Origin of the sequence: Pseudomonas orientalis (assembly GCF_022807995.1) — a bacterium.
Classification (GTDB): domain Bacteria; phylum Pseudomonadota; class Gammaproteobacteria; order Pseudomonadales; family Pseudomonadaceae; genus Aquipseudomonas; species Aquipseudomonas orientalis_B.
Genome location: NZ_CP094351.1, coordinates 4,933,698 through 4,959,996, shown reverse-complemented (window position 1 = coordinate 4,959,996; position 26,299 = coordinate 4,933,698). Strand labels below are relative to the sequence as shown.

23 protein-coding genes, 1 other RNA gene and 1 pseudogene are annotated in these 26,299 nt (G+C 59.1%); 17 read left to right on the top strand and 8 right to left on the bottom strand.

Annotated features, from left to right (window positions below; genetic code table 11):
• Nucleotides 1-116 precede the first annotated feature (116 nt).
• The 3 genes and pseudogenes from MRY17_RS22160 to MRY17_RS22150 form a co-directional block, all read left to right on the top strand.
• Nucleotides 117-593: a transposase gene (locus MRY17_RS22160; RefSeq protein WP_243352859.1), complete on the top strand. Its 477-nt coding sequence runs from the start codon at nt 117-119 to the stop codon at nt 591-593.
• Nucleotides 590-934, top strand: a complete 345-nt coding sequence (gene tnpB, locus MRY17_RS22155) for an IS66 family insertion sequence element accessory protein TnpB (protein ID WP_243352858.1) — start codon at nt 590-592, stop codon at nt 932-934. The genes MRY17_RS22160 and tnpB overlap by 4 nt, the downstream gene beginning before the upstream one ends.
• 248 nt (nt 935-1,182) lie before the next feature.
• Nucleotides 1,183-1,477: pseudogene (locus MRY17_RS22150) on the top strand (DUF3987 domain-containing protein); the annotation flags it as partial.
• 134 nt (nt 1,478-1,611) lie between these two features.
• On the opposite strand, the gene ssrA reads toward MRY17_RS22150, so the two are convergent.
• The 4 genes from ssrA to MRY17_RS22130 form a co-directional block, all read right to left on the bottom strand.
• Nucleotides 1,612-2,008: a transfer-messenger RNA gene (ssrA, locus tag MRY17_RS22145) on the bottom strand.
• Nucleotides 2,009-2,101: 93 nt separating this feature from the next.
• Complete coding sequence (locus MRY17_RS22140) at nt 2,102-2,380, bottom strand: hypothetical protein (protein WP_243352856.1); 279 nt, start codon at nt 2,378-2,380, stop codon at nt 2,102-2,104.
• 138 nt (nt 2,381-2,518) lie between these two features.
• Nucleotides 2,519-5,329 (bottom strand): FAD-binding and (Fe-S)-binding domain-containing protein, encoded by a 2,811-nt coding sequence (locus MRY17_RS22135; RefSeq protein ID WP_243352855.1) that lies wholly within the window; start codon nt 5,327-5,329, stop codon nt 2,519-2,521.
• A gap of 70 nt (nt 5,330-5,399) precedes the next feature.
• Nucleotides 5,400-7,094 carry a lactate permease LctP family transporter gene (locus MRY17_RS22130; RefSeq protein WP_243352854.1) on the bottom strand — a complete coding sequence of 565 codons (1,695 nt, stop codon included), beginning with the start codon at nt 7,092-7,094 and terminating at the stop codon, nt 5,400-5,402.
• 250 nt (nt 7,095-7,344) lie between these two features.
• On the opposite strand from MRY17_RS22130, the gene MRY17_RS22125 reads away from it, so the two are divergent.
• Nucleotides 7,345-8,112 carry a GntR family transcriptional regulator gene (locus tag MRY17_RS22125; RefSeq protein ID WP_243352853.1) on the top strand — a complete coding sequence of 256 codons (768 nt, stop codon included), beginning with the start codon at nt 7,345-7,347 and terminating at the stop codon, nt 8,110-8,112.
• Nucleotides 8,113-8,149: 37 nt separating this feature from the next.
• Here the strand turns inward: MRY17_RS22125 and smpB are convergent, their stop codons facing one another.
• Nucleotides 8,150-8,632, bottom strand: a complete 483-nt coding sequence (gene smpB / locus MRY17_RS22120) for an SsrA-binding protein SmpB (RefSeq protein WP_003235073.1) — start codon at nt 8,630-8,632, stop codon at nt 8,150-8,152.
• A 169-nt stretch (nt 8,633-8,801) separates the two neighbouring features.
• Between smpB and MRY17_RS22115 the strand changes: the two genes are divergently transcribed.
• Complete coding sequence (locus MRY17_RS22115; protein ID WP_124425025.1) at nt 8,802-9,236, top strand: type II toxin-antitoxin system RatA family toxin; 435 nt, start codon at nt 8,802-8,804, stop codon at nt 9,234-9,236.
• Nucleotides 9,229-9,528, top strand: a complete 300-nt coding sequence (locus MRY17_RS22110) for an RnfH family protein (protein ID WP_191953215.1) — start codon at nt 9,229-9,231, stop codon at nt 9,526-9,528. The genes MRY17_RS22115 and MRY17_RS22110 overlap by 8 nt, the downstream gene beginning before the upstream one ends.
• A gap of 59 nt (nt 9,529-9,587) precedes the next feature.
• On the opposite strand, the gene MRY17_RS22105 is transcribed toward MRY17_RS22110, so the two are convergent.
• On the bottom strand, nt 9,588-10,115 hold the full coding sequence (locus tag MRY17_RS22105; RefSeq protein WP_057725005.1) for an outer membrane protein assembly factor BamE: 528 nt from the start codon (nt 10,113-10,115) through the stop codon (nt 9,588-9,590).
• A 98-nt stretch (nt 10,116-10,213) separates the two neighbouring features.
• Between MRY17_RS22105 and fur the strand changes: the two genes are divergently transcribed.
• The gene (fur, locus tag MRY17_RS22100; RefSeq protein ID WP_003194220.1) at nt 10,214-10,618 is read left to right on the top strand and encodes a ferric iron uptake transcriptional regulator; all 405 of its coding nucleotides are present in this window, start codon (nt 10,214-10,216) and stop codon (nt 10,616-10,618) included.
• A gap of 86 nt (nt 10,619-10,704) precedes the next feature.
• Here the strand turns inward: fur and recN are convergent, their stop codons facing one another.
• A complete protein-coding gene (recN, locus tag MRY17_RS22095) occupies nt 10,705-12,378 on the bottom strand; it encodes a DNA repair protein RecN (RefSeq protein ID WP_243352852.1) in 1,674 nt (557 codons plus the stop codon).
• A gap of 254 nt (nt 12,379-12,632) precedes the next feature.
• Between recN and grpE the strand changes: the two genes are divergently transcribed.
• The 8 genes from grpE to MRY17_RS22055 all read left to right on the top strand — a co-directional run bounded on the left by grpE (nt 12,633) and on the right by MRY17_RS22055 (nt 23,106).
• Nucleotides 12,633-13,193, top strand: coding sequence for a nucleotide exchange factor GrpE (gene grpE / locus MRY17_RS22090; RefSeq protein WP_057725007.1), 561 nt, complete (start codon nt 12,633-12,635; stop codon nt 13,191-13,193).
• Nucleotides 13,194-13,295: 102 nt separating this feature from the next.
• Nucleotides 13,296-15,212: a molecular chaperone DnaK gene (gene dnaK / locus MRY17_RS22085; RefSeq protein WP_191953214.1), complete on the top strand. Its 1,917-nt coding sequence runs from the start codon at nt 13,296-13,298 to the stop codon at nt 15,210-15,212.
• Between the two features lie 318 nt (nt 15,213-15,530).
• Entirely contained in the window at nt 15,531-16,655 is a 1,125-nt protein-coding gene (gene dnaJ, locus MRY17_RS22080; RefSeq protein WP_124425022.1) for a molecular chaperone DnaJ, read from the top strand.
• 10 nt (nt 16,656-16,665) lie between these two features.
• Nucleotides 16,666-17,472 carry a 4-hydroxy-tetrahydrodipicolinate reductase gene (gene dapB, locus MRY17_RS22075; protein ID WP_057725010.1) on the top strand — a complete coding sequence of 269 codons (807 nt, stop codon included), beginning with the start codon at nt 16,666-16,668 and terminating at the stop codon, nt 17,470-17,472.
• 258 nt (nt 17,473-17,730) lie between these two features.
• Nucleotides 17,731-18,867 carry a glutamine-hydrolyzing carbamoyl-phosphate synthase small subunit gene (carA, locus tag MRY17_RS22070; RefSeq protein ID WP_191953213.1) on the top strand — a complete coding sequence of 379 codons (1,137 nt, stop codon included), beginning with the start codon at nt 17,731-17,733 and terminating at the stop codon, nt 18,865-18,867.
• Nucleotides 18,868-18,972: 105 nt separating this feature from the next.
• Nucleotides 18,973-22,194 carry a carbamoyl-phosphate synthase large subunit gene (gene carB, locus MRY17_RS22065; protein WP_065883937.1) on the top strand — a complete coding sequence of 1,074 codons (3,222 nt, stop codon included), beginning with the start codon at nt 18,973-18,975 and terminating at the stop codon, nt 22,192-22,194.
• A gap of 2 nt (nt 22,195-22,196) precedes the next feature.
• Nucleotides 22,197-22,673, top strand: coding sequence for a transcription elongation factor GreA (gene greA / locus MRY17_RS22060; protein WP_057725061.1), 477 nt, complete (start codon nt 22,197-22,199; stop codon nt 22,671-22,673).
• 28 nt (nt 22,674-22,701) lie between these two features.
• The gene (locus tag MRY17_RS22055) at nt 22,702-23,106 is read left to right on the top strand and encodes an MFS transporter (RefSeq protein ID WP_181283595.1); all 405 of its coding nucleotides are present in this window, start codon (nt 22,702-22,704) and stop codon (nt 23,104-23,106) included.
• Between the two features lie 9 nt (nt 23,107-23,115).
• Here the strand turns inward: MRY17_RS22055 and yhbY are convergent, their stop codons facing one another.
• On the bottom strand, nt 23,116-23,424 hold the full coding sequence (gene yhbY, locus MRY17_RS22050; protein WP_043048386.1) for a ribosome assembly RNA-binding protein YhbY: 309 nt from the start codon (nt 23,422-23,424) through the stop codon (nt 23,116-23,118).
• Nucleotides 23,425-23,530: 106 nt separating this feature from the next.
• Here yhbY and rlmE point away from each other — a divergent pair, with 106 nt between their 5' ends.
• The gene (rlmE, locus tag MRY17_RS22045) at nt 23,531-24,181 is read left to right on the top strand and encodes a 23S rRNA (uridine(2552)-2'-O)-methyltransferase RlmE (protein WP_032862906.1); all 651 of its coding nucleotides are present in this window, start codon (nt 23,531-23,533) and stop codon (nt 24,179-24,181) included.
• Nucleotides 24,182-24,381: 200 nt separating this feature from the next.
• On the top strand, nt 24,382-26,292 hold the full coding sequence (ftsH, locus tag MRY17_RS22040) for an ATP-dependent zinc metalloprotease FtsH (RefSeq protein WP_057725015.1): 1,911 nt from the start codon (nt 24,382-24,384) through the stop codon (nt 26,290-26,292).
• Nucleotides 26,293-26,299 lie beyond the last annotated feature (7 nt).

The window sequence follows — 26,299 nt, the reverse complement described above, 5'->3', positions numbered from 1 at the left end:
GCATATGTAAAGGTTTGGATTGACCTAGCAGGTCGCTTAGTTTGTTCCATCATGCCACACAGAGCCCACCTCCTCCGATGGCAGGCGAAGCCTATTCTTCGACGGCTAGACTAAAGATGGATGTGAACCCTTCAAAGCGCCCCTTTGAGCGTAACCGTCCGATCAGCACCCACTCCTTACCGTTCTCCAAATTAGCCAAGATAGTGGACACCATTTCTAGTGGGCACCATCTTGGATATAGCTCCCGTTCGTCGCTCCGGTCGCCGCCCGAATTTCCATCCGTATTCAAGCGCAAAGTCGTCGAAGCCTCATATCAACCCGGCGCCTCAGTGTCGATGATCGTTCGCGAGCATTACGTCAATGCCAACATAGTTTTTCGTTGGCGGCAGCAATATCAGGACGGCGCATTCGGCCCGGTCGGTGTGAGCGCAACGTTCTTGTCAGTCGAGGTGATCAAAGCACCTATCGACTTGCCGTCAGCAGCGGCGCTGCCGCAAAAATCCCATTCCGGGATCGTGATAGAAGCAGGAAAAGCCACGCTACGCATCACCGGCTCCCCTGACCCGCAGACCTTGCAGCAGTTGCTGCGATGATTTCTCCTCCCGCTGGAACCCGTATCTGGATCGCCGCCGGCGTCACCGATATGCTCCGAGGCTTCGACGGATTGGCAGCATTGGTACAGACACAGCTGGAAGCCGATCCCTTCTGCGGCCAGATCTTTGCCTTTCGCGGACGACGCGGTGATCGGATCAAGTTGCTGTGGTGGGACGGCGACGGTTTGTGCCTGTTCTGCAAACGCCTGGAACAAGGTCGCTTCGTCTGGCCGCAAGCAACCCGCGGCAGCGTGTCGCTGACGGCGGCGCAGTTATCGATGCTGTTGGAAGGCATTGATTGGCGCAGGCCAATTCGTACAGCACCTGTCCTAGCGGTCTGACTTCTTCTCCCGCCCAAGATCTCTAGGTGCCGAACTCGTCACTCGGCATAGCCTCCCCCCGCCCGCATCTTCAGATGCGTCTAAGGAGGTCAGGTTCATGGGTTCATGCCCTTGCTCTCGGTCGTAAGGAGCAGTTCGTTCCGCACAAGTGAAAACCTCACAGGCTGCAGAGGCCTTGGTCCCTGATAACACCCAACAACCGTGGCGGGACTACGTGGGGACAGCCAGCAATGAACGAGGAGAGGGCCATGCAGCAATTAGATTCGAAGCTTGAACTACCACGACCACCTCGACCACTGATTGAGTCGAGTACCGTGGCCCAGCCTTATCCAGTCCAGGCACTGAGCGGGATTCTTGGGCCAGCGTTGGAGTGCATGGCCGAGGTCATCGGCGTGCCCCAGGCGCTTGCCGCGCAATCGGTGTTGGTTGCCTCGGCGCTGGCAACTCAGGGCATTTAGGTTTACAACTTGACGGGAGAACTTATCCGCTGTCGTTGTAGCCGATTACGTTAGCTGCGTCAGAGATCGTAAAACGGCAGCAGATTGATGTGCATTGCTTCCAGCACTGCAAAGCGCGTTGAACACAGAGTCCTCAAAAGTCCAAGAAGCGTTAAACCCCCGTATGATTGGATTCCAGGCACAAAAAAAGACGTCCGTGGACGTCTTTAGATGATGAAGTGGTGGAGCCGGGGGGATTTGAACCCCCGTCCGCCAGTACTCCGCTGTCGGTACTACATGCGTAGCCGTTTCTATTAAGTTAACCCTCAGCGACCCGAAGGGCAGGGTGCTTTGGGCGAGTTGTGTAAGTTTTAGCCGCTTCGTCCACAACGTACTGCACGGCGATTCTGTTCTATATGACAATCACTTTGGGTTTACAGACATCCCCTGGTGATTGCTGGACCCGAAGGTACCAGAAGCTCAGGGCTAAGGCTGCTTACGCAGCGAGAGCGAATTCCTGGCCGTAGTTTTCGTCATTGGCAACTATAAGAAGTTGCAACAGTGGATTTACGAGTTCTGTTACCAACTCGGCATGCACCTAAAGTTTCGCGACCGGCGTCGAATCCTAAACGGCCCCGTGCTTGTAACTCGTTGTTTCTAGTGAGTGACAAGCTTGTGTAGTGTACGCCAAACCTTCAGGAAAGGCCAACCCGAAGGTCGGCCCTATCGCTTACTGACCGCCTTTCTCGCTGTTCTGCAGGTCTTGCAGGGCCTTGGAGGTGATTTCGATGCACTTCTTGTGGTCACCGGCGGCGCTGGCTGCCTTGGCTTGGGCGACGGCGGTGTCGATTTCGCCGCTTTTGCCACTGGTGTCGGTGGACAGCAGGGCTTTGCCGTTGTTGATTTTGTCCAGATTGATCTCGCAGAGGTCTTTATCACCGGCCGCAAAGGCGGGGGATGCCAGCATCGCAGCGGTGATGAACAAGCCAGCAAGAGCGGAACGCTTCATAGGGTATCTCCTTGCGCAAAAGGGCTCGACGCTGCTGGCGTTGAGGGCCTGCCAGCGACATCACTGATAGGCCTCGCTTGTCGAGGCCTATGCAGATGACTACGCCGGCGCGCCGGGGTTCTGTTTTATTTTGCGGGGTTAATGGGCGCGGGCCTGGGTGACGCGGTCCACGAGGTAGACCAGCCCGTGATAGTCGATGCCGCCGTGCTGGCTCAAGCCGATCTCGCAGGTGCGGCTGGTGGAGATGCCTTCGCTGCAGTGTTGCACCGCGTCCTTGAGGGTGCGCAGTGAGTGGGCGTTGAGTTCCGGGGTGGTGAAGCCTTTGTCGCCGGCGAAGCCGCAGCAGTGAATGCCTTCGGGGATGACGACGGTCCTGGCGCAGCGTCGGGCGAGGTCGATCAGCGCCTGGCTTTCGCCCAGGTGCTGGGTGCTGCAGGTGACGTGGACGGCAATGGGCGCTTCCTGCGGCGTGAAGTCGAGGCGGTCCATGAGGTGGGTGCGGATAAAGCGCACCGGGTCGTAGAGGTCCAGGCGTGTCTCGCACAGGTCTTGCGTCAGGCGCAGGGTGCACGGGCTGGTGTCGCAATAGATCGGGTCGAGGCCGCCACGGCTGGCGTGGAGCAGGGCGCCGATCAGTTCCTGGCGCTTGTGTTCGGCCTGTTCGGCGTAGCCTTTGGAGGCGAAGGGCTGGCCGCAGCACAGATTGTCCTGGTGGTCGGGAAAGACGACCTGGTAACCGGCTTTTTCCAGCAGGCCACGGGTTTTGTCGTACAGCGACATCTGCTCTTTATCCCCCGCCGCCGGGCCCATGGCGCGTGAGACGCACGCCGCCAGGTAGACCACCCGGGGTCGCTCGTCGGTGACGGCCGGGCTGAAGCGAATGGCTTTTTCCGGTTGTGGCATGGCGTTGGTCCACTGCGGGACTTGTCCCTTGGACAGTCGGGTGACGGTGGCCGATAACTTCGCCAGGCGTGGGGCGCCCAGCAGCATGCGCGCGCCGTTGGCGACATGCAGGGTAAAACGCGCGCCTTGCAGCGCGGTGGCGAAATGGGTGGCGAGCCAGTCGGCGGTTTTCGTACGGTCGGCGTCGCGGCTGCGCAGCTTTTTCACCAGGTCGCCGGTATTGATGCCTACAGGGCAGCGTTGGGCGCAGAGGCCGGTCGCGGCGCAGGTGTCGATGCCTTGGTAGCGGTAGGCCGCTTCCAGTTCGGTGGTATCGACGCCGGCGCGTTGTTTGGCCTGGATGTCGCGCCAGATCACGATGCGTTGGCGCGGGCTCAGGGTCAGACCTTTCGACGGGCATACCGGCTCGCAGAACCCGCATTCGATGCACTTATCCACAAGCTCATCGGCGGCGGGCAGGGGCTTGAGGTGTTTGAGGTGAATCTGCGGGTCTTCGCTGAGCACCACGTCCGGGTTGAGGATGCCGTTGGGGTCGAGCAGGCGCTTGAGCTGCCACATCAGTTGGTAGGCATCGCGGCCCCATTCCAGTTCGACAAACGGCGCCATATTGCGGCCGGTGCCGTGTTCGGCTTTCAACGAGCCACCGAACTCAACCGCCACCAACTGCGCAACGTCGTCCATGAACGCTTGATAGCGTGCGACTTCTTCCGCGCTATTGAAGCCTTGGGTGAAGACGAAGTGCAGATTGCCTTCCAGGGCGTGTCCGAAAAGGATGGCTTCGTCGTAGTGGTGTTTGTCGAACAGTTCGATCAAGCGGTTGACGCCAAGCGCCAGTTGCTCGACCGGGAAGGTGATGTCCTCGATGATCACGGTAGTGCCGGTTTTGCGCACGGCGCCTACGGCGGGGAAGGTGTCCTTGCGGATGGCCCAGAGCCGGGCGTTTTCCAGCGGGTCTTCGGTGAAGTCGACCTGTTTCTCCACCGCAAAAGAGGCGAGGGAGGCCATGATCAGCGCCAGTTGTTCATGCAGTAACGAGGAAGTGGCGGCGCGGGACTCGATCAGCAGCGCGCAGGCATTTTCCGATAGTTGCTGTACGAACGCCGGCATACCCGGTTTGTTCTGTACCGAGCGCAGGCTGCGCCGGTCCAGCAGCTCAACCGCCGATACCGGTTGGGTTTTCAGCACGGTGACCGCGTTGCAGCAGGTTTCGACGTCCGGGAATACGATGAGTGCCGAGGCTTTATTCGGATGATCGATCACCGTGTCGTAGGTCACGGCGCTGATAAACCCCAGCGTGCCCTCAGACCCCACCAGCAAATGGCTAAGGATATCCAGCGGGTCATCGAAATCCACCAGGGCGTTCAGTGACAGGCCGGTGGTATTTTTCAGACGGTATTTGTGGCGGATCTTTGCCGCCAGTTCGGCGTTTGCCCGCGTCTCGCGGCCCAGTGTGGCCAGGCGTTCTAGCAGCTCGCCATGGGTGTGGCGGAAGGCCTGGATGCTGGCGGGGTCTTCGGTGTCCAGGCGGCTGCCATCGGCCAGGACCAGGCGAATGCCTGCCAGGGTGTGGTAGGTATTTTGCGCCGTGCCGCAGCACATGCCGCTGGCGTTGTTGGCGACGATGCCGCCTATCTTGCAGGCGTTGATGGACGCCGGGTCCGGCCCGATCTTGCGCCCGAATGGCGCCAGCCAGGCATTGGCCTGAGCGCCGATGACGCCGGGTTGCAGGCGGATCTGCAGACCTTGCCCGCGAATTTCGCGGCCATTCCACTGATCACCCAGCACGATCAGCACCGAGTCGCTGATGGCCTGGCCGGACAAGCTGGTGCCCGCCGCGCGAAAGGTCACGGCGACGCGGTCGCGCTGGGCCAGTTGCAGCAGCGTGACGACTTCGTCTTCCGACTCCACGCGTATCACCAACTGTGGGATCAATCGGTAAAAGCTGGCATCGGTGCCGAAGGCGAGGGTGGAAAGTGGATCGTCAAAACGCCGATCCTTCGGGATCAGTTGTGCGACGTCGCTCAGGAATGCGGCAGGCAGGCTCATCGGTCCTCCAGAAATAGCTGACGCCGGAACCGTTGTCCGGCGTCGATTCTTACCCTATTGCGTGCAGGTCTCAGTGCACCAGCATACCGGTGAACCAATACGCCTGTGCCAGGGTGATCAGCCCGACGATCGTGGCGAAGAACAGGCTGTGTTTAAGGGTAAAGCGGAACAGGTCGGATTCCTTGCCGACCAAGCCGGTCGCGGCACAGGCCACGGCGATCGATTGCGGCGAAATCATTTTGCCGGTCACGCCGCCACTGGTATTCGCCGCCACCAGCAAAGTGTCGTTGACGCCGATCTGGTGGGCGGTGGTGGCTTGCAACGAGCTGAACAGTGCATTGGACGAGGTGTCCGAGCCTGTCAGGAAAACGCCGAGCCAGCCGAGGAACGGTGAGAAAAACGGGAAGGCCGCGCCGGTGCCGGCCAGCACCAGCGCCATGGTCGAGGACATGCCCGAGTAGTTGGTAACAAAGGCGAAGGCCAGCACCATGCCGATGGACAGGATCGGCCAGCGTAGCTCGTAGAAGGTCTCTTTTAAAGTGGTAAGACCAGTCTTGAGGTCTATTTTCAGGACCGCCATCGAGATCAGCGCGGAGAAGAAAATCGCGGTGCCGGTTGCTGAAATCGGGTCCAGCTTGAACACGGCCGGTAGGGCGGTGGGGGTGGTGACGATCGGCGCGACTTTGATCACCAGTTGGTCCAGGTGCGGGATCGCGAAATTGAACACCCAGCTGTACATCGAGCCGCCCGCGGCGAACATTGCCTTGAAGGGCTTGAGGGTCCAGATGGTCACCAGCACGGTGAGGATCAGGAAGGGCGACCATGCCTTGAAAATCTGCCCCAGGCTGTACGGCGAAACAATCGTGTTGCGGGGCAAGCCGAAGCCGCCGGCGCTGGCGGTAACCGCCGTGCCCGAGGTGGCGCCGGCAATCTGCGCGCCGGCGCTGCGCTTGGGTTGCCAGACTTTGAGGAACAAGGTCAGGGCAATCAGGCTGGCCAGTGCCGAGGTGATGTCGGGCAGTTCCGGGCCGATGAAGTTGGATGTGAAGTACTGGGTGACGGCAAAGCTCAGGCCCGCCACCAGGGCTGCCGGCCAGGTTTCGCGGACGCCGCGCAGGCCGTCCATCATGAACACCAGCCAGAACGGCACGAACAGCGACAACAGGGGCAGTTGGCGGCCGGTCATGGCGCCGATCTTGAAGGCGTCGATGCCGGTGACCTGGCCTGCCACAATGATGGGGATACCCAGCGCACCAAAGGCGACCGGGGCGGTGTTGGCAATCAGGCACAGGCCGGCCGCGTAGAGCGGGTTGAAACCCAGGCCGACCAACAGCGCGGCGGTAATGGCCACGGGTGCGCCGAAACCGGCCGCCCCTTCGAGGAACGCTCCGAAGCAGAAGCCGATCAGCAGTACCTGCAAGCGCTGGTCGTCGGTAATCGACAGGACCGAGCTGCGGATTACCTCGAACTGACCGCTCTTGACCGTCAACTTGTAGAGAAATACCGCCGCCACGATGATCCACGCAATCGGCCACAAACCATAGGCGAAGCCGTAGCCGGCGGCGGCCAGGGCCATGTCCACCGGCATCTGGAAGGCGAAGATGGCCACGAGGATCGACAGCGCGAGGGTAATGCTGCCGGCCACGTGGCCCTTAAGGCGGAATACAGCCAGGGCCAGGAAGAAAAATACGATGGGGATAACGGCGGCCAGTGCGGACACGCCGAGACTGCCGAGTGGGCTGTAGAGCTGTTGCCAGGTTTGCATATGGGGTGGCCCCTGATTGTTGTTGTTTGTACGCTGTGGATAATTGGTAATACCAATTTACAGTCGCTGTGGGCTAGATTAAGAGGCTTGGCAGGGGTGTGTCAATTTGCCGCTCGCGAAACTTTGGTCGTACAGGTGGGCGTGCGGCGTTCTGATCGGGAAAATCCGAGGCGTTCTGATAGGTGCCGGGAGCGCGGCGATAGGCCAGAATAGAAGCCCCGGCGCGTGGTCGGGATGGTGGAGAGTGGGTATGGGGTTTGATCAGGTGCGTCAGCGCCGTTTGTCTGACGATATCGTCGAGCAGCTCGAGAGCATGATCCTCGAGGGCACGCTCAAGTCGGGCGAGCGCTTGCCGGCCGAGCGCGCATTGGCTGAACAGTTTGGCGTATCGCGCCCGTCGCTGCGCGAAGCCATCCAGAAGCTGGCGGCCAAAGGGTTGTTGGTCAGTCGTCAGGGTGGCGGCAACTATGTGGTGGAATCCCTGGGGTCGACCTTCAGCGACCCTCTTTTGCATCTGCTGGAAAACAATCCGGAAGCGCAGCGGGATCTGTTGGAGTTTCGCCAGACGCTTGAGGCTTCCTGTGCTTATTACGCGGCGTTACGCGCAACCGAAGTGGACCGTGAACGGCTGACGGCGGCGTTCGAAGCGTTGCAGGATTGCTATGCGCGGGTCGATGAGGTGAGTCGAGTGGAGGAGGGCGCGGCCGATGCGCGGTTTCACCTGGCTATTGCCGAAGCCAGTCATAACGCCGTGTTGCTGCACACCATTCGCGGGTTGTTTGATCTGCTCAAGCGCAACGTGGTGACAAACATTGGCGGCATGTATCAGCAGCGCACCGAGACCCGCGACATGCTGATCAGCCAGCATCGCGATCTGTACCTGGCCATTATTGAAGGGCGGGCCGAGCAGGCGCGGGAGATTTCAACACGTCACCTGCTGTATGTGCAGGAAGTGCTGGAGGAGGTTCGTCAGGAGGTTCAGCGCGTAGCCCGGGCGGAGCGACGGAAAGGCATGTAGCGTCGGGCGAGCCGCCCGACGCTACATCGTCGCAAGGTTAGTCTTCCTTGCCCTTGTTACGCACAGCGCGATGCAATTCGCGATTGGAGTCGCGCTCGCGTTCGGTATCGCGTTTGTCGTATTCCTTCTTGCCTTTGCCCAGCGCAATTTCGCACTTGACCAGATGCTTGCTCCAGTACCAGGACAAGCAGATGCACGCGTAGCCTTTCTGTTGCACTGCCGCAGCGAGTTTTTCCAGCTCGCGGGCATTGAGCAGCAGCTTGCGCGTGCGCACCGGGTCGGCAATCACGTGGGTGCTCGCGGTGGTCAGCGGGGTGATATGACTGCCCAGCAGCCACGCCTCGCCATCCTTGAGCAGCACATAGCTGTCGACCAGCTGCAGCTTGCTGGCACGCAGACTTTTTACTTCCCAGCCGGCCAGGACCAGACCAGCCTCGAACCGATGTTCGATGAAGTAATCGTGTCGCGCTTTTTTATTTTGCGCGATGGTCCCTGTGGGGTGTTTCTTTTGTTTAGCCATAGGGGCGGCATTATAGGGAGTTGCGAGCGTGTCGGCTACGGTCAACCTGCGTGCTTGAGCGTGTTGGACGAATCCCGGACAATGCGGGCAGTTCTTTGGTTTTTTTCTCTCGCGGATCAGGCTGTTGTTTCGCGATGTTTGCCCGCTCAGCTGTGGAAGTAACGCTCACATGACGACGCATATTCAACGTTCGGCCCTGCTGCCATACCCCGCGCAGGCGCTCTATGACCTGGTCAACGACGTGGCGCGTTACCCGGAATTTTTGCCGTGGTGCTCCACTGCCGAGGTTTTGGAGAGTGGTGACGCGTACATGGTTGCCAGCGTCGGCGTAGCCAAGGGTGGACTTAGCCAGCATTTTGTTACGCGCAATGTGCTGGTGCCTGGAAAATCCATCGAGATGAATTTGCAGGAAGGGCCGTTCACCCAGTTGCATGGAGTCTGGGTATTCAAGGCGCTGACGGACAAGGCCTGCAAGATCAGCCTGGATTTATCCTTCGACTACGCAGGACCGATTATCAGGGCGACATTAGGGCCTTTGTTCAATCAGGCGGCGAATACGCTGGTGGATGCGTTCTGTGAGCGGGCCAAGCAACTGCATGGTTGATATTGAAGTGGTGTATGCCGCCGTTGATCGCCAGGTTTTACTGGCGCTAACGGTCCCGATGGGCACGAGTCTGAGGGAGGCGGTGCGCATGTCGGGGATTGCTGAGCAGTTTGCGCAGCCGGCGCTGGCCGAATGCCCGTTGGGGATTTTCGGAAAGGTGGTTGCGGACGCTGATGTGCGTGTCGTCCAGCCGGGTGATCGAATTGAGATCTACCGGCCGTTGCTGGCAGATCCCAAGGAAGTGCGCAGACAGCGTGCGGCCAAAGCGGCGAAGGCCAGGCAGCAAGGTTGATAAATCGGCCAGACAACAAAAAGCCCGGCATGCCGGGCTTTTTGTTGAGTGTTGCCTTGTTACTGCGGGCTGGTGTCCAGAGGCTGTGGCGTCGGGACGGGCACGGTTTCCACGCCATCGACGTCTTTCTGGATCTGGTCCAGTAAGGAGCCTGGCTTGGCCGGCACCTCGGATTTCGGCTTCTCGGCTTCCTGAGCAGGGGCGGTCACGCTGGTGCCGCTGTCTTTGCCCAGCAGCGCTTCATCGCGGCTGACGCCAGGCATGAAGTCGCCGGACAGGCTGACAAGCTGGTCATTGCCATTGAAAATGACGCTGACGCGCTCCTGCTGGCGCTCACCGCCGCCAGGCTGGAGACTGTAGAGATAATCCCAGCGATCGGCATGGAAAGTGTCGGTCAGCAGGGGGTTACCCATGATAAACCGTACTTGCCGTCGGGTCATTCCCGGGCGTAACTGGTCTATCATGTCCTGCGTGACGACATTGCCCTGCTGGATGTCGATTTTGTAAACCCCGGGGAATGAACAACCGGCGAGTGCGAGCAGTCCCACAAAGGTGAAACTGGTTAGCAAGAGCTTGGTGTTTTGCATCGGTGGGCGACTTCCACTATCTTGGCTGGGACAACGTAAACGCCGATCATACCCGTATTAAGAGAAGCTGCGAAGCAGCATCCGCGAGAAAGCTAACCATGGTTGAAAATAGCGAACTACGCAAAGCCGGTCTCAAAGTGACTCTGCCCCGAGTCAAGATTCTACAAATGCTCGATTCTGCTGAGCAGCGCCACATGAGTGCCGAGGACGTTTACAAGGCGCTGATGGAGTCTAATGAGGACGTCGGCCTGGCCACGGTTTACCGTGTCCTGACCCAGTTTGAAGCCGCAGGGCTGGTGGTTCGTCATAATTTCGACGGCGGTCATGCAGTGTTTGAATTGGCCGACGGCGGGCACCACGACCATATGGTTGACCTGGATACCAATGAGGTTATCGAGTTCACCAGCCCTGAGATCGAAGCGCTGCAGCATAAGATCGCTGAGGAGCATGGCTTCGATTTGGTCGACCATAATCTGGTGCTGTACATCCGTAAGAAAAAGTAAAAATCGACGCAGATTCGCTCTGCAAAACGATTGAAGGCGACCCTAGGGTCGCCTTCGTGCTTTATATAAGAAGAAAAATGCTCGCTTCAGGCCTTCGCCGCTACGACCATCTTCTTCGCATGCGCCAGGGACTCTTTGGTCAAATCAATACCGCCCAGCATCCGCGCCACTTCTTCCACGCGCTCCGACTTGTTCAGCTTGGACACTGCCGTGCGCGTCGCATCGCTGCCGCGCACCTTGTGCACGAACAAGTGCTGATGCCCCTGAGCTGCCACTTGCGGTAAGTGGGTCACCGTCAGTACCTGGCCCCGATCGCCCAGGCGTCGCAACAACTGACCAACAATCTCGGCGGTCGGCCCGCCAATGCCTACGTCCACTTCATCGAATACCAGAGTCGGTACACGCGAGGTTTGCGCAGTAATGACCTGAATCGCCAGGCTGATCCGTGAAAGCTCGCCGCCGGAGGCGACTTTTGCCAGGGCTTTGAGCGGTTGCCCCGGGTTGGCGCTGACCAGCAGCTCCACCTGTTCCAGTCCGTGAGGTTGCAGCTCGTGGCTGGTATTGGCGTGCAACTGGATAGTGAAGCGGCCACCGGGCATGCCCAGGCGCTGAATTTCCTGCTCCACCGCACCGGCCAGGCGGGTAGCGGCCTGCTGGCGAAGGTCGCTCAGCTCACAAGCCTTTTCCTGATAATGACGGGCGAAGGAGGCGAGTTCTTCGCCGAGGCGCTCAATGGACTCGTCGTTCGCGTTCAGGGTTTCGATTTCATCCAGCAGCTTTTGCTGCATTGCCGCCACTTCGGTTGGCTGGATGCGATGTTTGCGCGCCAGGGTGTAGATGGTGTCCAGGCGCTCCTCTATTTCCTGCAGGCGCGCCGGGTCGGCATCGAAATGATCCAGGAAGCGGTTCAGCTCACCCACCGCTTCTTCTACCTGGATCTGCGCGCTGGTCAGCAGGGTAGTGGCTTCACTCAGTGAGCCGGACGCGTTATTCACGCTGGACAGGCGATTGAGGCTCGCTGTCAGCGCGTTAAGCACATTGCCGGAATCACTTTCGCTGCATTGCTCGATCACCTGGCGACAGATACCCAGCAACGTCTCGGCGTTGGTCAGGTTCTTGTGTTCCTGTTCAAGCTGCTCGAGTTCGTTTTCGCCCAGGCCCAGGCTTTCAAGTTCTTCGAGTTGATAGCTGAGCAATTGGTGGCGAGCGCGTTGCTCGTCGCCGGAGTTGGAAAGGCGTTCCAGTTCCTGGCGCGTCTGGCGCCAGCGTTGGGCGGCAAGGTGAACCTGGCGGGCAAGTTCGGTGGCACCGGCGTACTCATCGAGCAGACGGCGATGGGTATCGGTTTTCAGCAGGGACTGATGCTCATGCTGGCTGTGGATATCAATCAGCAGTTCACCCAGGGCTTTCAAGTCGCCAAGGGGGCAGGGTGTGCCGTTGATGTAGCCGCGTGAGCGTCCTTCGGCGGTGATCACCCGGCGCAGAATGCACGGGCCCTCGTTATTGAGGTCGCGCTCGGCCAGCCAGGCCTCGGCCTCGGGAATATCCGCCAGGTCGAAGGTGGCCAGGATATCGGCCTTGTCGGCGCCGGGGCGTACCACGCCACTGTCGGCGCGGTCCCCAAGTGTCAGGCCCAGGGCGTCGAGCATGATCGACTTGCCGGCGCCGGTCTCGCCTGTGATTACGCTCATGCCGCGATCCAGTTCGAGATCCAGATGTTCAACGATGGCGTAGTTATGTACGGACAGGTGCACGAGCATGAAGGTCGCTCCCAGGCTTTAGGTCTGGTTATTTATACAGTGTTTTGTTTGTGGCTGACAATCCTGACGCTTAGCTCGATTTGCTTGATCGAAAGTTTTTTTTAGCTCAATAAGGAATGTAGAGGCAGGAAATGATCCGAGACATACGAAAGACTTTTGGTAGCGCCTGCACCCTTGAACCTGAAAATTGTGGCCCCATATACCGGAACAGAAGCGCGAGTTGAGTTCGCGCATGATTTTGAAAGGAGAAATCTATGGCTGACGAACAGACGCAGGATACGCAAACGCCAGACGCCAATTCGGCCGCCGGTGATGAGCTGGGGACTCGTGTGCAAGTGCTCGAAGAGCAATTGGCCGCAGCGCAGGATCAGTCGTTGCGTGTTGCCGCCGATCTGCAGAACGTCCGCCGCCGTGCCGAGCAGGACGTCGAAAAGGCTCACAAATTCGCCTTGGAAAAATTCGCCAACGACCTGCTGCCGATTATCGACAGTCTGGAGCGCGGCCTTGAACTGTCCAATCCGGATGACGAAAACATCCGCCCGATGCGTGAGGGGATCGAACTGACCCTGAAAATGTTCCAGGACACCCTGAAGCGTTATCAGCTGGAAGCCATCGATCCGCAAGGCGGCGAGCCGTTCAACGCTGAGCACCATCAGGCGATGGCGATGCAGGAAAGCCACGACCTGGAGCCCAACAGTGTATTGAAGGTATTCCAGAAGGGCTATCTGCTCAACGGTCGCTTGCTGCGCCCGGCGATGGTGGTGGTGAGCAAAGCTCCCGCACCCGTTTCGCCTTCTATTGATGAGCAGGCTTGAAATCCGCCGCAAGGCCCCCATTTATAAGTCAAGCGATTAAGTGCTACCGCAGTTAGCCACAACTGCTGCGGCAACCAAATTCAAGTTTCGGGAGAGTCAATCATGGGCAAAATTATCGGTATCGACCTGGGGACCACCAACTCGTGCGTCTCGGTCATGGAAAACGGCAAGGCCAAAGTTATCGAAAACGCTGAAGGCGCGCGTACCACGCCGTCGATCATCGCTTACGCCAACGACGGCGAGATCCTGGTCGGTCAGTCGGCCAAGCGTCAGGCCGTTACCAACCCGCACAATACCCTGTACGCGGTAAAGCGTCTGATCGGTCGTAAGTTCGACGAAGAAGTCGTACAGAAAGACATCAAAATGGTGCCTTACAAAATCGCCAAGGCTGACAATGGTGACGCCTGGGTTGAAGTCAACGGCAACAAGATGTCCGCGCCGCAGATCTCGGCTGAAGTCTTGAAAAAGATGAAGAAGACTGCCGAAGACTACCTCGGTGAGACCGTGACCGAAGCGGTGATCACCGTTCCGGCCTACTTCAACGACAGCCAGCGCCAGGCGACCAAAGACGCCGGCCGCATCGCGGGCCTGGACGTAAAACGTATCATCAACGAACCTACCGCAGCTGCCCTGGCCTACGGTATGGACAAGGCCAAAGGCGACCACACCGTGATCGTTTATGACTTGGGTGGTGGTACTTTCGACGTCTCCGTCATCGAGATCGCTGAAGTTGACGGCGAGCACCAGTTCGAAGTGTTGGCCACCAACGGTGACACGTTCCTGGGCGGTGAAGACTTCGACATCCGTCTGATCGACTACCTCGTTGACGAATTCAAGAAAGAAAGCGGCATGAACCTCAAGGGTGATCCGCTGGCAATGCAGCGCCTCAAAGAAGCCGCTGAGAAAGCCAAGATCGAACTGTCTTCGAGCATGTCCACCGACGTGAACCTGCCGTACATCACTGCAGATGCCACCGGTCCCAAGCACTTGAACGTGAAGATCTCTCGCGCCAAGTTGGAAGCACTGGTTGAAGACCTGGTTCAGCGCACCATCGAACCATGCCGCATCGCACTGAAAGACGCCGGTATCGACGTTGGCTCGATCAACGACGTGATTCTGGTCGGTGGCCAGACCCGTATGCCGCTGGTGCAGCAGAAAGTCACCGAGTTCTTCGGTAAAGAAGCCCGTAAAGACGTGAACCCGGACGAAGCGGTTGCCATGGGTGCTGCCATCCAGGGCGCGGTATTGGCGGGTGACGTCAAAGACGTGTTGCTGCTGGACGTCAGCCCGCTGACCCTGGGTATCGAAACCATGGGTGGCGTGATGACCGCGCTGATCGAGAAAAACACCACGATTCCTACCAAGAAATCCCAGGTGTTCTCGACTGCCGACGACAACCAGGGCGCCGTGACCATTCACGTGCTGCAAGGCGAGCGTAAGCAGGCTGCCCAGAACAAGTCCCTGGGCAAGTTCGACCTGGCCGAGATTCCACCAGCTCCACGTGGCGTGCCGCAGATCGAAGTGACTTTCGACATCGACGCCAACGGTATCCTGCACGTTGGTGCGAAAGACAAGGCGACCGGCAAAGAGCAGAAGATCACCATCAAGGCCAACTCCGGCCTGTCTGATGAAGAAATTCAACAGATGATTCGTGATGCTGAAGCCAACGCTGATGCGGACGCCAAGTTTGCCGAGCTGGCCGGTGCCCGTAACCAGGGTGATGCGCTGGTTCACTCGACGCGCAAAATGATCGCTGATGCTGGCGACAAAGTGACTGCTGAAGAGAAAGCCGCGATTGAAGCTGCCGTGGTTGCCCTGGAAGCCGCCGTGAAAGGCGACGACAAGGCGGCTATCGAGAGCAAAATCGAGGAGCTGTCGAAAGTCTCCGCGCCGGTCGCTCAGAAAATGTATGCCGAACAAGGTCAGCCAACTGACGCTGCAGCGCAACAGGCAGAGCCTGAAGCCAAGCACGACGACGTTGTCGATGCCGAGTTCGAAGAAGTCAAAGACAACAAGTAATTGGGTTGTCCGGTTGACCGCTTTCAAGCGGTGACTGGTAGGATGTCGCCGCGCGGGAGCTTGCTCCCGCGTTGGCGTGTCTGGGGTATGCGAATTTTTACAGTATGCGACAGCGTTCGGATGCTGGCGGTGTGATCGGGAATGCTCCTGCTTTCCGAGCAGTAAATACCGCGTTTTTGGTCGGGTGACCGGCTAAAAAACAGTAATGACCAGGATCGTTGAATTGACGTGAGTTGGGTCCGGGCCTGCATTGGGGCTCAACGAGTTTGGCGAGGCTCAGGAGGGTCTGGCTGAACGTCCTTAAGAGTGCAAAGACTTATGGCAAAGCGTGACTATTACGAAGTATTGGGTGTGGAGCGCGGTTCCAGCGAGGCGGACCTGAAAAAGGCTTACCGTCGCCTGGCGATGAAGCACCACCCGGACCGTAATCCGGATAGCAAAGAATCCGAAGAAATGTTCAAAGAGGCCAATGAGGCCTACGAATGTCTGTCTGATCCCAACAAGCGTGCGGCCTACGACCAGTACGGTCATGCCGGTGTCGACCCAAGCATGGGCGGCGGCGGTGCCGGGTTTGGCGGCCAGAATTTCTCCGATATCTTCGGTGATGTGTTCAGTGATTTCTTTGGCGGTGGCCGGGGTGGTCAGCGTGGCGGGGCCCAGCGTGGCAGCGACTTGCGCTACACCCTGGAACTGAACCTGGAAGAAGCCGTGCGCGGCACCAGCGTCAATATCCGTGTGCCGACGCTGGTCAACTGCAAGCCGTGCGACGGCTCGGGTGCCAAGAAGGGCTCCTCGCCCATCACTTGCCCGACCTGCGGCGGTATCGGCCAGGTCCGGATGCAGCAGGGCTTCTTCTCGGTGCAGCAGACCTGCCCGCGTTGCCACGGCCAGGGCAAGATCATTTCCGACCCATGCGACTCGTGCCATGGCGAAGGTCGTGTCGAAGAGTACAAAACGCTGTCGGTGAAGGTGCCGGCGGGCGTGGATACCGGTGACCGCATTCGCCTGTCGGGTGAAGGGGAGGCGGGTGCTCAAGGTGGGCCTACAGGCGACCTGTACGTGGTGATCAATGTGCGCGAGCACTCGATCTTCCAGCGCGATGGCAAGCATCTGTTCTGTGAAGTGCCGATCAGTTTTGTCGACGCGGCCCTGGGTGGCGAGCTGGAAATCCCGACGCTGGACGGTCGGGTCAAGCTCAAAATTCCCGAAGGCACGCAGACCGGCAAGCAGTTCCGTATCCGTGGCAAGGGCGTTGCGCCCGTGCGTGGCGGTGGGGCGGGCGACCTGATGTGTCGCGTAGCGGTAGAAACGCCGGTCAACCTGAATCGCCGTCAGCGTGAGCTGCTGGAAGAGTTCCGCAGTTCGTTGGAAGGTGATGACTCTCACTCGCCGAAAACCACGGGCTTTTTCGATGGCGTGAAGCGCTTCTTCGGCGACCTGTAAGGAATTGAGTATGCGACGTATAGCCGTAATGGGCGCTGCCGGGCGCATGGGCAAGACATTGGTCGAGGCCGTGCAGCAGCGCTCGCCGGCGTCCGGGCTGACCGCGGCGATCGTGCGCCCGGGCAGCACGTTGATCGGTGCGGACGCCGGTGAATTGGCCTCGCTGGGCCGCATCGGCGTTTCGTTGTCCGGTCATCTGGCGCAGGTGGCCGACGAGTTCGACGTGTTGATCGATTTCACGCTGCCGGAGGTCATGCTGGAAAACCTGGCGTTCTGTCGCAAGGCAGGCAAGGCGATGGTGATCGGTACCACCGGTTTGACGGTTGAGCAGAAGCAGTTGCTGGCTCAGGCGGGCAAGGATATTCCAATCGTCTTTGCCGCAAACTTCAGCGTGGGCGTGAATCTTTCCCTCAAGCTGCTGGACATGGCGGCTCGCGTATTGGGCGACGAAGCGGATATCGAGATTATCGAAACCCATCATCGCCACAAGATCGATGCACCGTCAGGGACTGCGCTGCGCATGGGCGAGGCCATCGCTGATGCGTTGGGGCGTGACCTGTCGAAAGTGGCGGTGTATGGCCGCGAAGGGCATACCGGTGCCCGCGCGCGCGACACCATTGGTTTTGCCACTGTGCGCGGTGGTGATGTGGTCGGTGATCACACTGTGTTGTTTGCCACTGAGGGCGAACGCCTGGAAATCACGCACAAGGCCTCCAGTCGCATGACGTTTGCCAAGGGCGCAGTCCGTGCTGCGCTCTGGCTGGAAGGGCGCGAGCCCGGCTTGTACGACATGCGTGATGTGCTCGACCTGCACTAATCGGTAGCTTAAACAGGGTCTCAAGCTTATGCTTGGGCCCCGTTTTACCCGCTAAGCGACGTCCTGTCGCATTCCCCTGCCTTTCAGGCTCATTAGCGGTGGACCAAAAAAGCCTTTTTCTGTAAGCTACAGCTTTAGTGTGTCCACTAAAAGCGCGCAGAATAATTCAGTGAAGAAGCGGGGTGACGTGTCCATACGTCACTCCGCTTTTTTGCAACCTGCGATCGCCCTTTCAGGCTTTATTTACGGGAGGTCTTCTTGACTAAGCCAGCCATACTCGCCCTTGCTGATGGCAGCATTTTTCGCGGCGAAGCCATTGGAGCCGACGGTCAGACCGTTGGAGAGGTGGTGTTCAACACCGCCATGACCGGCTATCAGGAAATCCTTACCGATCCTTCCTACGCCCAACAGATCGTTACCCTGACCTATCCGCACATCGGCAACACCGGTACTACACCGGAAGATGCCGAGTCTGATCGTGTCTGGTCGGCCGGTCTGGTGATTCGTGACCTGCCACTGGTTGCGAGCAACTGGCGTAACACGATGTCGCTGTCCGATTACCTGAAAGCCAACAACGTTGTGGCGATCGCCGGTATCGATACGCGCCGTCTCACGCGCATCCTGCGTGAAAAAGGCTCGCAGAACGGCTGCATCATGGTCGGTGAGAATATCTCCGAAGAGGCGGCGATTGCCGCAGCGCAAGGGTTCCCTGGCCTGAAAGGCATGGACCTGGCGAAAGTGGTCAGCGTCAAAGAGAAGTACGAATGGCGCTCCACGGTCTGGGACTTGAAGACCGACAGCCACGCGACTATCGAGGCCGCCGACCTGCCCTACCACGTTGTGGCCTACGACTACGGCGTGAAGTACAACATCCTGCGCATGCTGGTTGAGCGTGGCTGCCGCGTGACCGTGGTGCCGGCGCAAACCCCGGCCAGCGACGTGCTCGCCCTGCAGCCGGACGGCGTGTTCCTGTCCAACGGCCCGGGTGACCCCGAGCCCTGCGACTATGCCATCCAGGCGATCAAGGACGTGCTGGAAACCGAGATCCCGGTATTCGGTATCTGCCTGGGCCACCAGCTGCTGGCCCTGGCCTCGGGCGCCAAGACCCTGAAAATGGGTCACGGCCATCACGGCGCCAACCACCCGGTGCAGGACCTGGACACCGGCATTGTCATGATCACCAGCCAGAACCACGGTTTTGCGGTGGATGAAGCGAGCCTGCCTTCGAATGTGCGCGCCATTCACAAGTCGCTGTTCGACGGCTCCCTGCAAGGCATCGAGCGCACCGACAAGAGCGCGTTCAGCTTCCAGGGTCACCCTGAAGCCAGCCCGGGCCCGAACGACGTAGCGCCGCTGTTCGACCGTTTCATCAATGAGATGGCCAAGCGACGCTGACTGAGCGGCCTGCGGGTGGCCCCGAAATTCGGTGGCCCCCACAGGTTCTTCAAAGAATGTTCAAGACGGCTTGCCGACTGACCTGCGGATTTGAGTGACAAACCCATGCCAAAACGTACAGACATAAAAAGCATCCTGATTCTCGGCGCTGGCCCGATCGTGATCGGCCAGGCCTGCGAATTCGACTACTCCGGCGCCCAGGCCTGTAAAGCCCTGCGCGAGGAGGGCTACCGCGTCATCCTGGTGAACTCCAACCCGGCCACCATCATGACCGACCCGGCCATGGCCGACGCCACCTACATCGAACCGATCAAGTGGCAGACCGTTGCCAAGATCATCGAGAAAGAGCGCCCGGACGCGCTGCTGCCGACCATGGGCGGCCAGACCGCACTGAACTGCGCCCTGGACCTGGAGCGCGAAGGCGTTCTGGAAAAGTTCGGCGTCGAGATGATCGGTGCAAACGCCGACACCATCGATAAGGCGGAAGACCGTTCGCGTTTCGACAAGGCGATGAAGTCCATCGGCCTTGACTGCCCGCGCTCCGGTATCGCCCACAGCATGGAAGAGGCCAACGCGGTTCTCGAAAAGCTGGGCTTCCCGTGCATTATCCGTCCGTCCTTTACCATGGGCGGCACCGGTGGTGGCATCGCCTACAACCGTGAAGAGTTCGAAGAAATCTGCGCCCGTGGCCTGGACCTGTCGCCGACCAAAGAGCTGCTGATCGATGAATCCCTGATCGGCTGGAAAGAATACGAGATGGAGGTTGTCCGCGATAAAAAGGACAACTGCATCATCGTCTGCTCCATCGAAAACTTCGACCCGATGGGCGTGCACACCGGTGACTCGATCACCGTTGCGCCGGCGCAGACCCTGACGGACAAGGAATACCAGATCATGCGTAACGCCTCGTTGGCGGTACTGCGTGAAATCGGCGTTGAAACCGGTGGTTCCAACGTGCAGTTCGGCATTTGCCCGGACACCGGCCGCATGGTCGTGATCGAGATGAACCCGCGCGTATCGCGTTCTTCGGCCCTGGCATCGAAAGCCACCGGCTTCCCGATTGCGCGTATCGCGGCCAAGCTGGCGATCGGTTACACCCTGGACGAGTTGCAAAACGAAATCACCGGCGGCGCGATGCCGGCGTCCTTCGAGCCGTCTATCGACTACGTTGTGACCAAGCTGCCGCGCTTTGCCTTCGAGAAATTCGCCAAGGCCGACGCGCGCCTGACCACCCAGATGAAGTCTGTGGGTGAAGTCATGGCCATCGGCCGCACGTTCCAGGAATCCCTGCAGAAAGCCCTGCGCGGCCTGGAAGTCGGTGTGTGCGGCCTGGACGAGAAGCTCGACCTGAGCAACCCGGAAAGCATGAGCATCCTCAAGCGCGAGCTGACCGTACCGGGCGCCGAGCGTATCTGGTATGTGGCTGACGCCTTCCGCGCCGGCCTGAGCGTCGAAGATATTTTCGGCATGAACATGATCGACCCATGGTTCCTGGTGCAGATCGAAGACCTGATCAAGGAAGAAGAGAAGGTCAAGACCCTGGGCCTGTCGTCCATCGACCGCGACCTGATGTTCCGCCTCAAGCGCAAAGGCTTTTCCGACCAGCGTCTGGCCAAGCTGCTGGGTGTGACCGAGAAGAACCTGCGTACCCATCGCCACAAGCTGGATATCTTCCCGGTCTACAAGCGCGTTGACACCTGCGCTGCTGAGTTCGCCACCGACACCGCCTACATGTACTCCACCTATGAGGAAGAGTGCGAAGCCGCGCCGTCGGGCCGCGACAAGATCATTATCCTGGGCGGCGGTCCGAACCGTATCGGCCAGGGCATCGAGTTTGACTACTGCTGCGTACACGCCGCTCTCGCCCTGCGCGAAGACGGGTACGAGACCATCATGGTCAACTGCAACCCGGAAACGGTTTCCACCGACTACGACACGTCCGACCGCCTGTACTTCGAGCCGGTCACGCTGGAAGACGTACTGGAAATCTGCCGCGTCGAGAAGCCGAAAGGCGTGATCGTCCAGTACGGCGGTCAAACCCCGCTGAAACTGGCGCGTGCCCTGGAAGCCGCTGGCGTGCCGATCATCGGTACCAGCCCGGACGCCATTGACCGCGCAGAAGACCGCGAGCGCTTCCAGCAAATGGTCGAGCGCCTGAATCTGCGTCAGCCGCCAAACGCCACCGTGCGCAGCGAAGATGAAGCCATTCGCGCAGCCAGCAAGATCGGCTACCCGCTGGTGGTGCGTCCGTCCTACGTACTGGGCGGTCGGGCGATGGAAATCGTCTACGAAGAAGAGGAACTCAAGCGCTACCTGCGTGACGCGGTGAAAGTCTCCAACGACAGCCCGGTGCTGCTCGACCACTTCCTCAACTGCGCCATCGAAATGGACGTGGACGCGGTGTGCGACGGTACCGATGTAGTGATCGGCGCGATCATGCAGCACATCGAACAGGCAGGTGTTCACTCCGGTGACTCCGCGTGCTCGCTGCCGCCGTACTCGCTGCCGGCGCACATCCAGGACGAGATGCGCGAACAGGTCAAGAAAATGGCCCTGGAGCTGGGTGTGGTCGGCCTGATGAACGTACAGTTGGCGCTGCAGGGCGAAGACATCTACGTGATCGAAGTCAACCCGCGCGCTTCGCGTACCGTGCCGTTCGTGTCCAAGTGCATCGGTGTGTCCCTGGCCATGATCGCTGCGCGCGTAATGGCCGGTAAGACCCTGAAGGAAATCGGCTTCACCAAGGAAATCATTCCGAACTTCTACAGCGTGAAAGAGGCGGTGTTCCCCTTCGCCAAATTCCCTGGCGTGGACCCGATCCTGGGCCCGGAAATGAAGTCCACCGGTGAGGTGATGGGCGTGGGCGACACCTTCGGCGAAGCCTTCGCCAAGGCCCAGATGGGTGCGAGCGAAGTGCTGCCGACCGGCGGTACTGCGTTCATCAGCGTGCGTGATGACGACAAGCCACTGGTTGCAGGCGTGGCCCGTGATCTGATCAACTTGGGCTTTGAAGTCGTGGCTACCGCCGGGACCGCCAAGCTGATCGAGGCTGCCGGCCTGAAAGTACGTCGCGTGAACAAAGTGACGGAGGGCCGTCCGCACGTGGTCGACATGATCAAGAATGACGAAGTCACCCTGATCATCAACACCACCGAAGGTCGCCAGTCGATCGCGGACTCCTACTCCATTCGTCGTAATGCCTTGCAGCACAAGATCTACTGCACCACCACCATTGCTGCTGGCGAAGCTATCTGTGAAGCGCTCAAGTTCGGTCCGGAAAAGACCGTGCGTCGCTTGCAGGATCTACACGCAGGATTGAAGGCATGAGCATAACCAAATACCCGATGACCGTTCAGGGCGCTCGCGCCCTGGAAGAGGAGCACGCCCACCTGACCAAGGTCGTACGTCCAAAGCTGAGCCAGGACATCGGTACGGCTCGCGAGCTGGGTGACTTGAAGGAAAACGCCGAATACCACGCTGCTCGAGAGCAGCAGGGTATGGTCGAGGCGCGCATCCGTGATATCGAAGGCCGCATGCAGAATGCGGTGATCATCGACGTCACGACCATCCCGCATACCGGCAAGGTGATTTTCGGCACCACTGTGGAAATCGCCAACGTCGAGACGGATGAGCGCGTTGTTTATCACATCGTGGGCGAAGACGAGGCTGACTTCAAACTCGGTAAGATCTCCGTCGGTTCACCGCTTGCCCGCGCCTTGATTGCCAAGGAAGAAGGCGATGTGGTGTCTGTAAAAACCCCTGGCGGCGTGATCGAGTACGAGATTGTCGAAGTTCGTCACATCTGAAAGACGGCGCCCGCTTCGTGCGGGCGCCATGCTTTGGCAGCTCTCCCAGATGCTCTGGGTGGGCGGCCTGTGGTTGCTGCACATCGGTGTGCTGCCGGCGCTGGGTTTGATTGGCCTGGCGCCGCTGCTGATCGATGAAATTGACGGATTGCTCAGTGCGTTGCTGGTGTCTTTTGCGGCGGCGTGCGTGACGCTCCAGGCAGTGGTGCTGGTCAAGGCTGAAGGCTTGGGGAGTTTGTGGCGGGATATTCGCGGCCAACTGCTATTGATGGCGCTGTATGCGTGTGCAATGTATTGCGTTGTGCATGTCTGGCTGCCGCAAGCGTTGCGCTGGCAGCTATTCAGCTATCTTGTGCTGGGGTTCTCCGGCCTGGTGCTGGCTATACAGCCCGCACCGGGATGGAGTGGCGGGGCGCGCGAAGCACGCCCTTGACCCTTTTCATCACTTGAAGCGATGAACGTTCGACAGTTGCTTGTTGACGCTGAAGTTCTTGCGATACAGCAGCGCCATCTTGCCGATGACCTGGACCAGGTCCGCCTTGCCCGCCTTGCACAGTTCTGCAACGGCGGCCAGGCGCGCTTCGCGATCAAGGATATTGACCTTGATCTTGATCAGTTCATGATCATTGAGTGCGCGTTCGAATTCGGCTAACACACCTTCAGTCAAACCGTTGTCTGCCACAATCAGAACTGGTTTCAGATGGTGGCCAATGGATTTGTACTGTTTCTTCTGCTCTTGAGTGAGCGGCATAATCTGACCCCTGCGTCTGATCTTGTAAAAAGCGGCGGCCAGTTTACCCGAGCGAGTCCGGGACCGCCCAGTTAATCACGACCCGTTTTATTTTTCGAGGTGGCCCGTGGCCCGTTCCAAAACCAGCCTTAAGTGGCTACAAGAACATTTCAACGATCCTTACGTCAAAAAGGCGCAGAAGGACGGCTACCGTTCCCGGGCCAGCTACAAGCTGCTGGAGATCCAGGACAAGGACAAATTGATCCGTCCCGGCATGAGCGTCATTGACCTGGGCGCAGCCCCGGGTGGCTGGTCCCAGGTGACCAGTCGTCTGATTGGTGGGCAGGGCCGCTTGATCGCTTCCGACATCCTGGAGATGGACAGCATCCCGGATGTGACCTTTGTTCATGGGGACTTCACCCAGGACGCCGTGCTCGCACAGATTCTTGAGGCGGTGGGAAATTCGCAGGTAGACCTTGTGATTTCCGACATGGCCCCCAATATGAGTGGATTACCGGCCGTCGATATGCCGCGTGCCATGTTCCTGTGTGAACTGGCGCTGGACCTGGCGGGTCGGGTACTGCGTCCTGGTGGTGATTTCCTGGTGAAAGTCTTCCAGGGCGAGGGGTTTGACGAGTATCACAAGAACATCCGCAAGCTGTTCGACAAGGTACAAACGCGCAAGCCCGACTCTTCCCGGGACAGGTCTCGCGAGCAATACCTGCTCTGCCGCGGCTTTCGCGGCGTTGAAGGCGCTGCCAGCGAAGAGCGTTTTTGAGAGATTCGAGGAGGGCGATAGGTTTTTTTATATCGCTTTCGTCATGAAGCTTTACGATTATTGTGTAGTCAAAGTTTCACAAAGGGTTACAGACGGCGCCTGCCAGTGGTGTAGGTAATGTAGTAAGTTAGGCCGGTGAATATCATGCGAAGCGCGCGCCAGTAGCGGAGCTTGCTTCAGAGGGTAGTTAATTGAACGATATGGCAAAGAATCTGATCCTGTGGTTGATCATCGCGGCTGTCCTGGTGACGGTGATGAACAACTTCTCCAGCCCTAACGAGCCGCAGACCCTCAACTATTCCGACTTCATCCAGCAAGTTAAGGATGGCAAGGTCGAGCGCGTGGCGGTTGATGGCTACGTGATCACCGGCAAGCGTATTGATGGCGACAGCTTCAAGACCATTCGTCCGGCAATCCAGGACAACGGTCTGATCGGCGACCTGGTGGACAACAAGGTTGTTGTTGAAGGCAAGCAGCCTGAGCAGCAGAGCATCTGGACCCAGCTCCTGGTGGCCAGCTTCCCGATCCTGGTGATTATCGCCGTGTTCATGTTCTTCATGCGCCAGATGCAAGGTGGTGCGGGAGGCAAGGGCGGGCCGATGAGCTTCGGCAAGAGCAAGGCACGCCTGCTTTCCGAGGATCAGGTGAAGACCACCCTGGCTGATGTTGCCGGTTGTGACGAAGCCAAGGAAGAAGTCGGCGAGCTGGTCGAATTCCTGCGCGATCCGGGCAAGTTCCAGCGTCTGGGCGGGCGCATTCCTCGCGGCGTTCTGATGGTCGGTCCTCCGGGTACCGGTAAAACCTTGCTGGCCAAGGCGATTGCCGGCGAAGCCAAGGTGCCGTTCTTCACCATTTCCGGTTCTGACTTCGTCGAGATGTTCGTCGGTGTCGGTGCCAGCCGTGTTCGCGATATGTTCGAACAGGCCAAGAAGCACGCGCCCTGCATCATCTTCATTGACGAAATCGATGCCGTTGGTCGCCATCGTGGCGCCGGCATGGGTGGCGGTCATGACGAGCGTGAGCAGACCCTCAACCAGTTGCTGGTGGAGATGGACGGTTTCGAGATGAATGACGGCATCATCGTCATCGCCGCAACCAACCGTCCGGACGTACTGGACCCTGCGCTTCTGCGTCCAGGCCGTTTCGACCGCCAGGTGGTGGTGGGCTTGCCGGACATCCGTGGCCGTGAACAGATCCTTAAAGTACACATGCGTAAAGTGCCAATGGGCGACGACGTGGCGCCGGCCGTGATCGCCCGTGGTACGCCTGGCTTCTCCGGTGCCGACCTGGCCAACCTGGTCAACGAGGCTTCGTTGTTCGCTGCCCGTACCGGCAAGCGCATCGTTGAAATGAAAGAGTTCGAGTTGGCCAAGGACAAGATCATGATGGGCGCTGAGCGCAAATCCATGGTCATGTCCGAGAAAGAGAAGCAGAACACTGCGTATCACGAAGCGGGTCACGCCATCGTTGGTCGAGTTGTGCCTGAGCATGACCCGGTCTACAAGGTGTCGATCATTCCGCGTGGTCGTGCGCTGGGCGTGACGATGTTCCTGCCGGAAGAGGATCGTTACAGCCTCTCCAAACGCGCACTGATCAGCCAGATCTGTTCGCTGTACGGCGGTCGAATTGCGGAAGAAATGACGCTGGGCTTCGACGGTGTCACCACCGGCGCTTCCAACGACATCATGCGTGCCAGCCAGATCGCACGGAATATGGTGACCAAGTGGGGTCTTTCGGAAAAACTCGGTCCTTTGATGTATGCCGAGGAAGAAGGCGAGGTATTCCTGGGGCGTGGCGGTGGCGGTCAAAGTGCCAGCTTTTCGGGGGAGACAGCCAAGCTGATCGACTCCGAGGTGCGCAGCATCATTGACCAGTGCTACGGCACGGCCAAGCAGATCCTCACCGACAACCGCGACAAGCTGGATGCGATGGCTGATGCGCTGATGAAGTACGAGACCATTGATGCCGATCAGATCGATGACATCATGGCCGGTCGTACGCCTCGTGAGCCTCGCGATTGGGAAGGTGGTTCGGGTACCTCGGGCACTCCGCCAGTGGTGCAGAATGAACGTCCTGAAGCTCCGATCGGCGGCCCGGCGGCTGACCATTAAGGTTTGA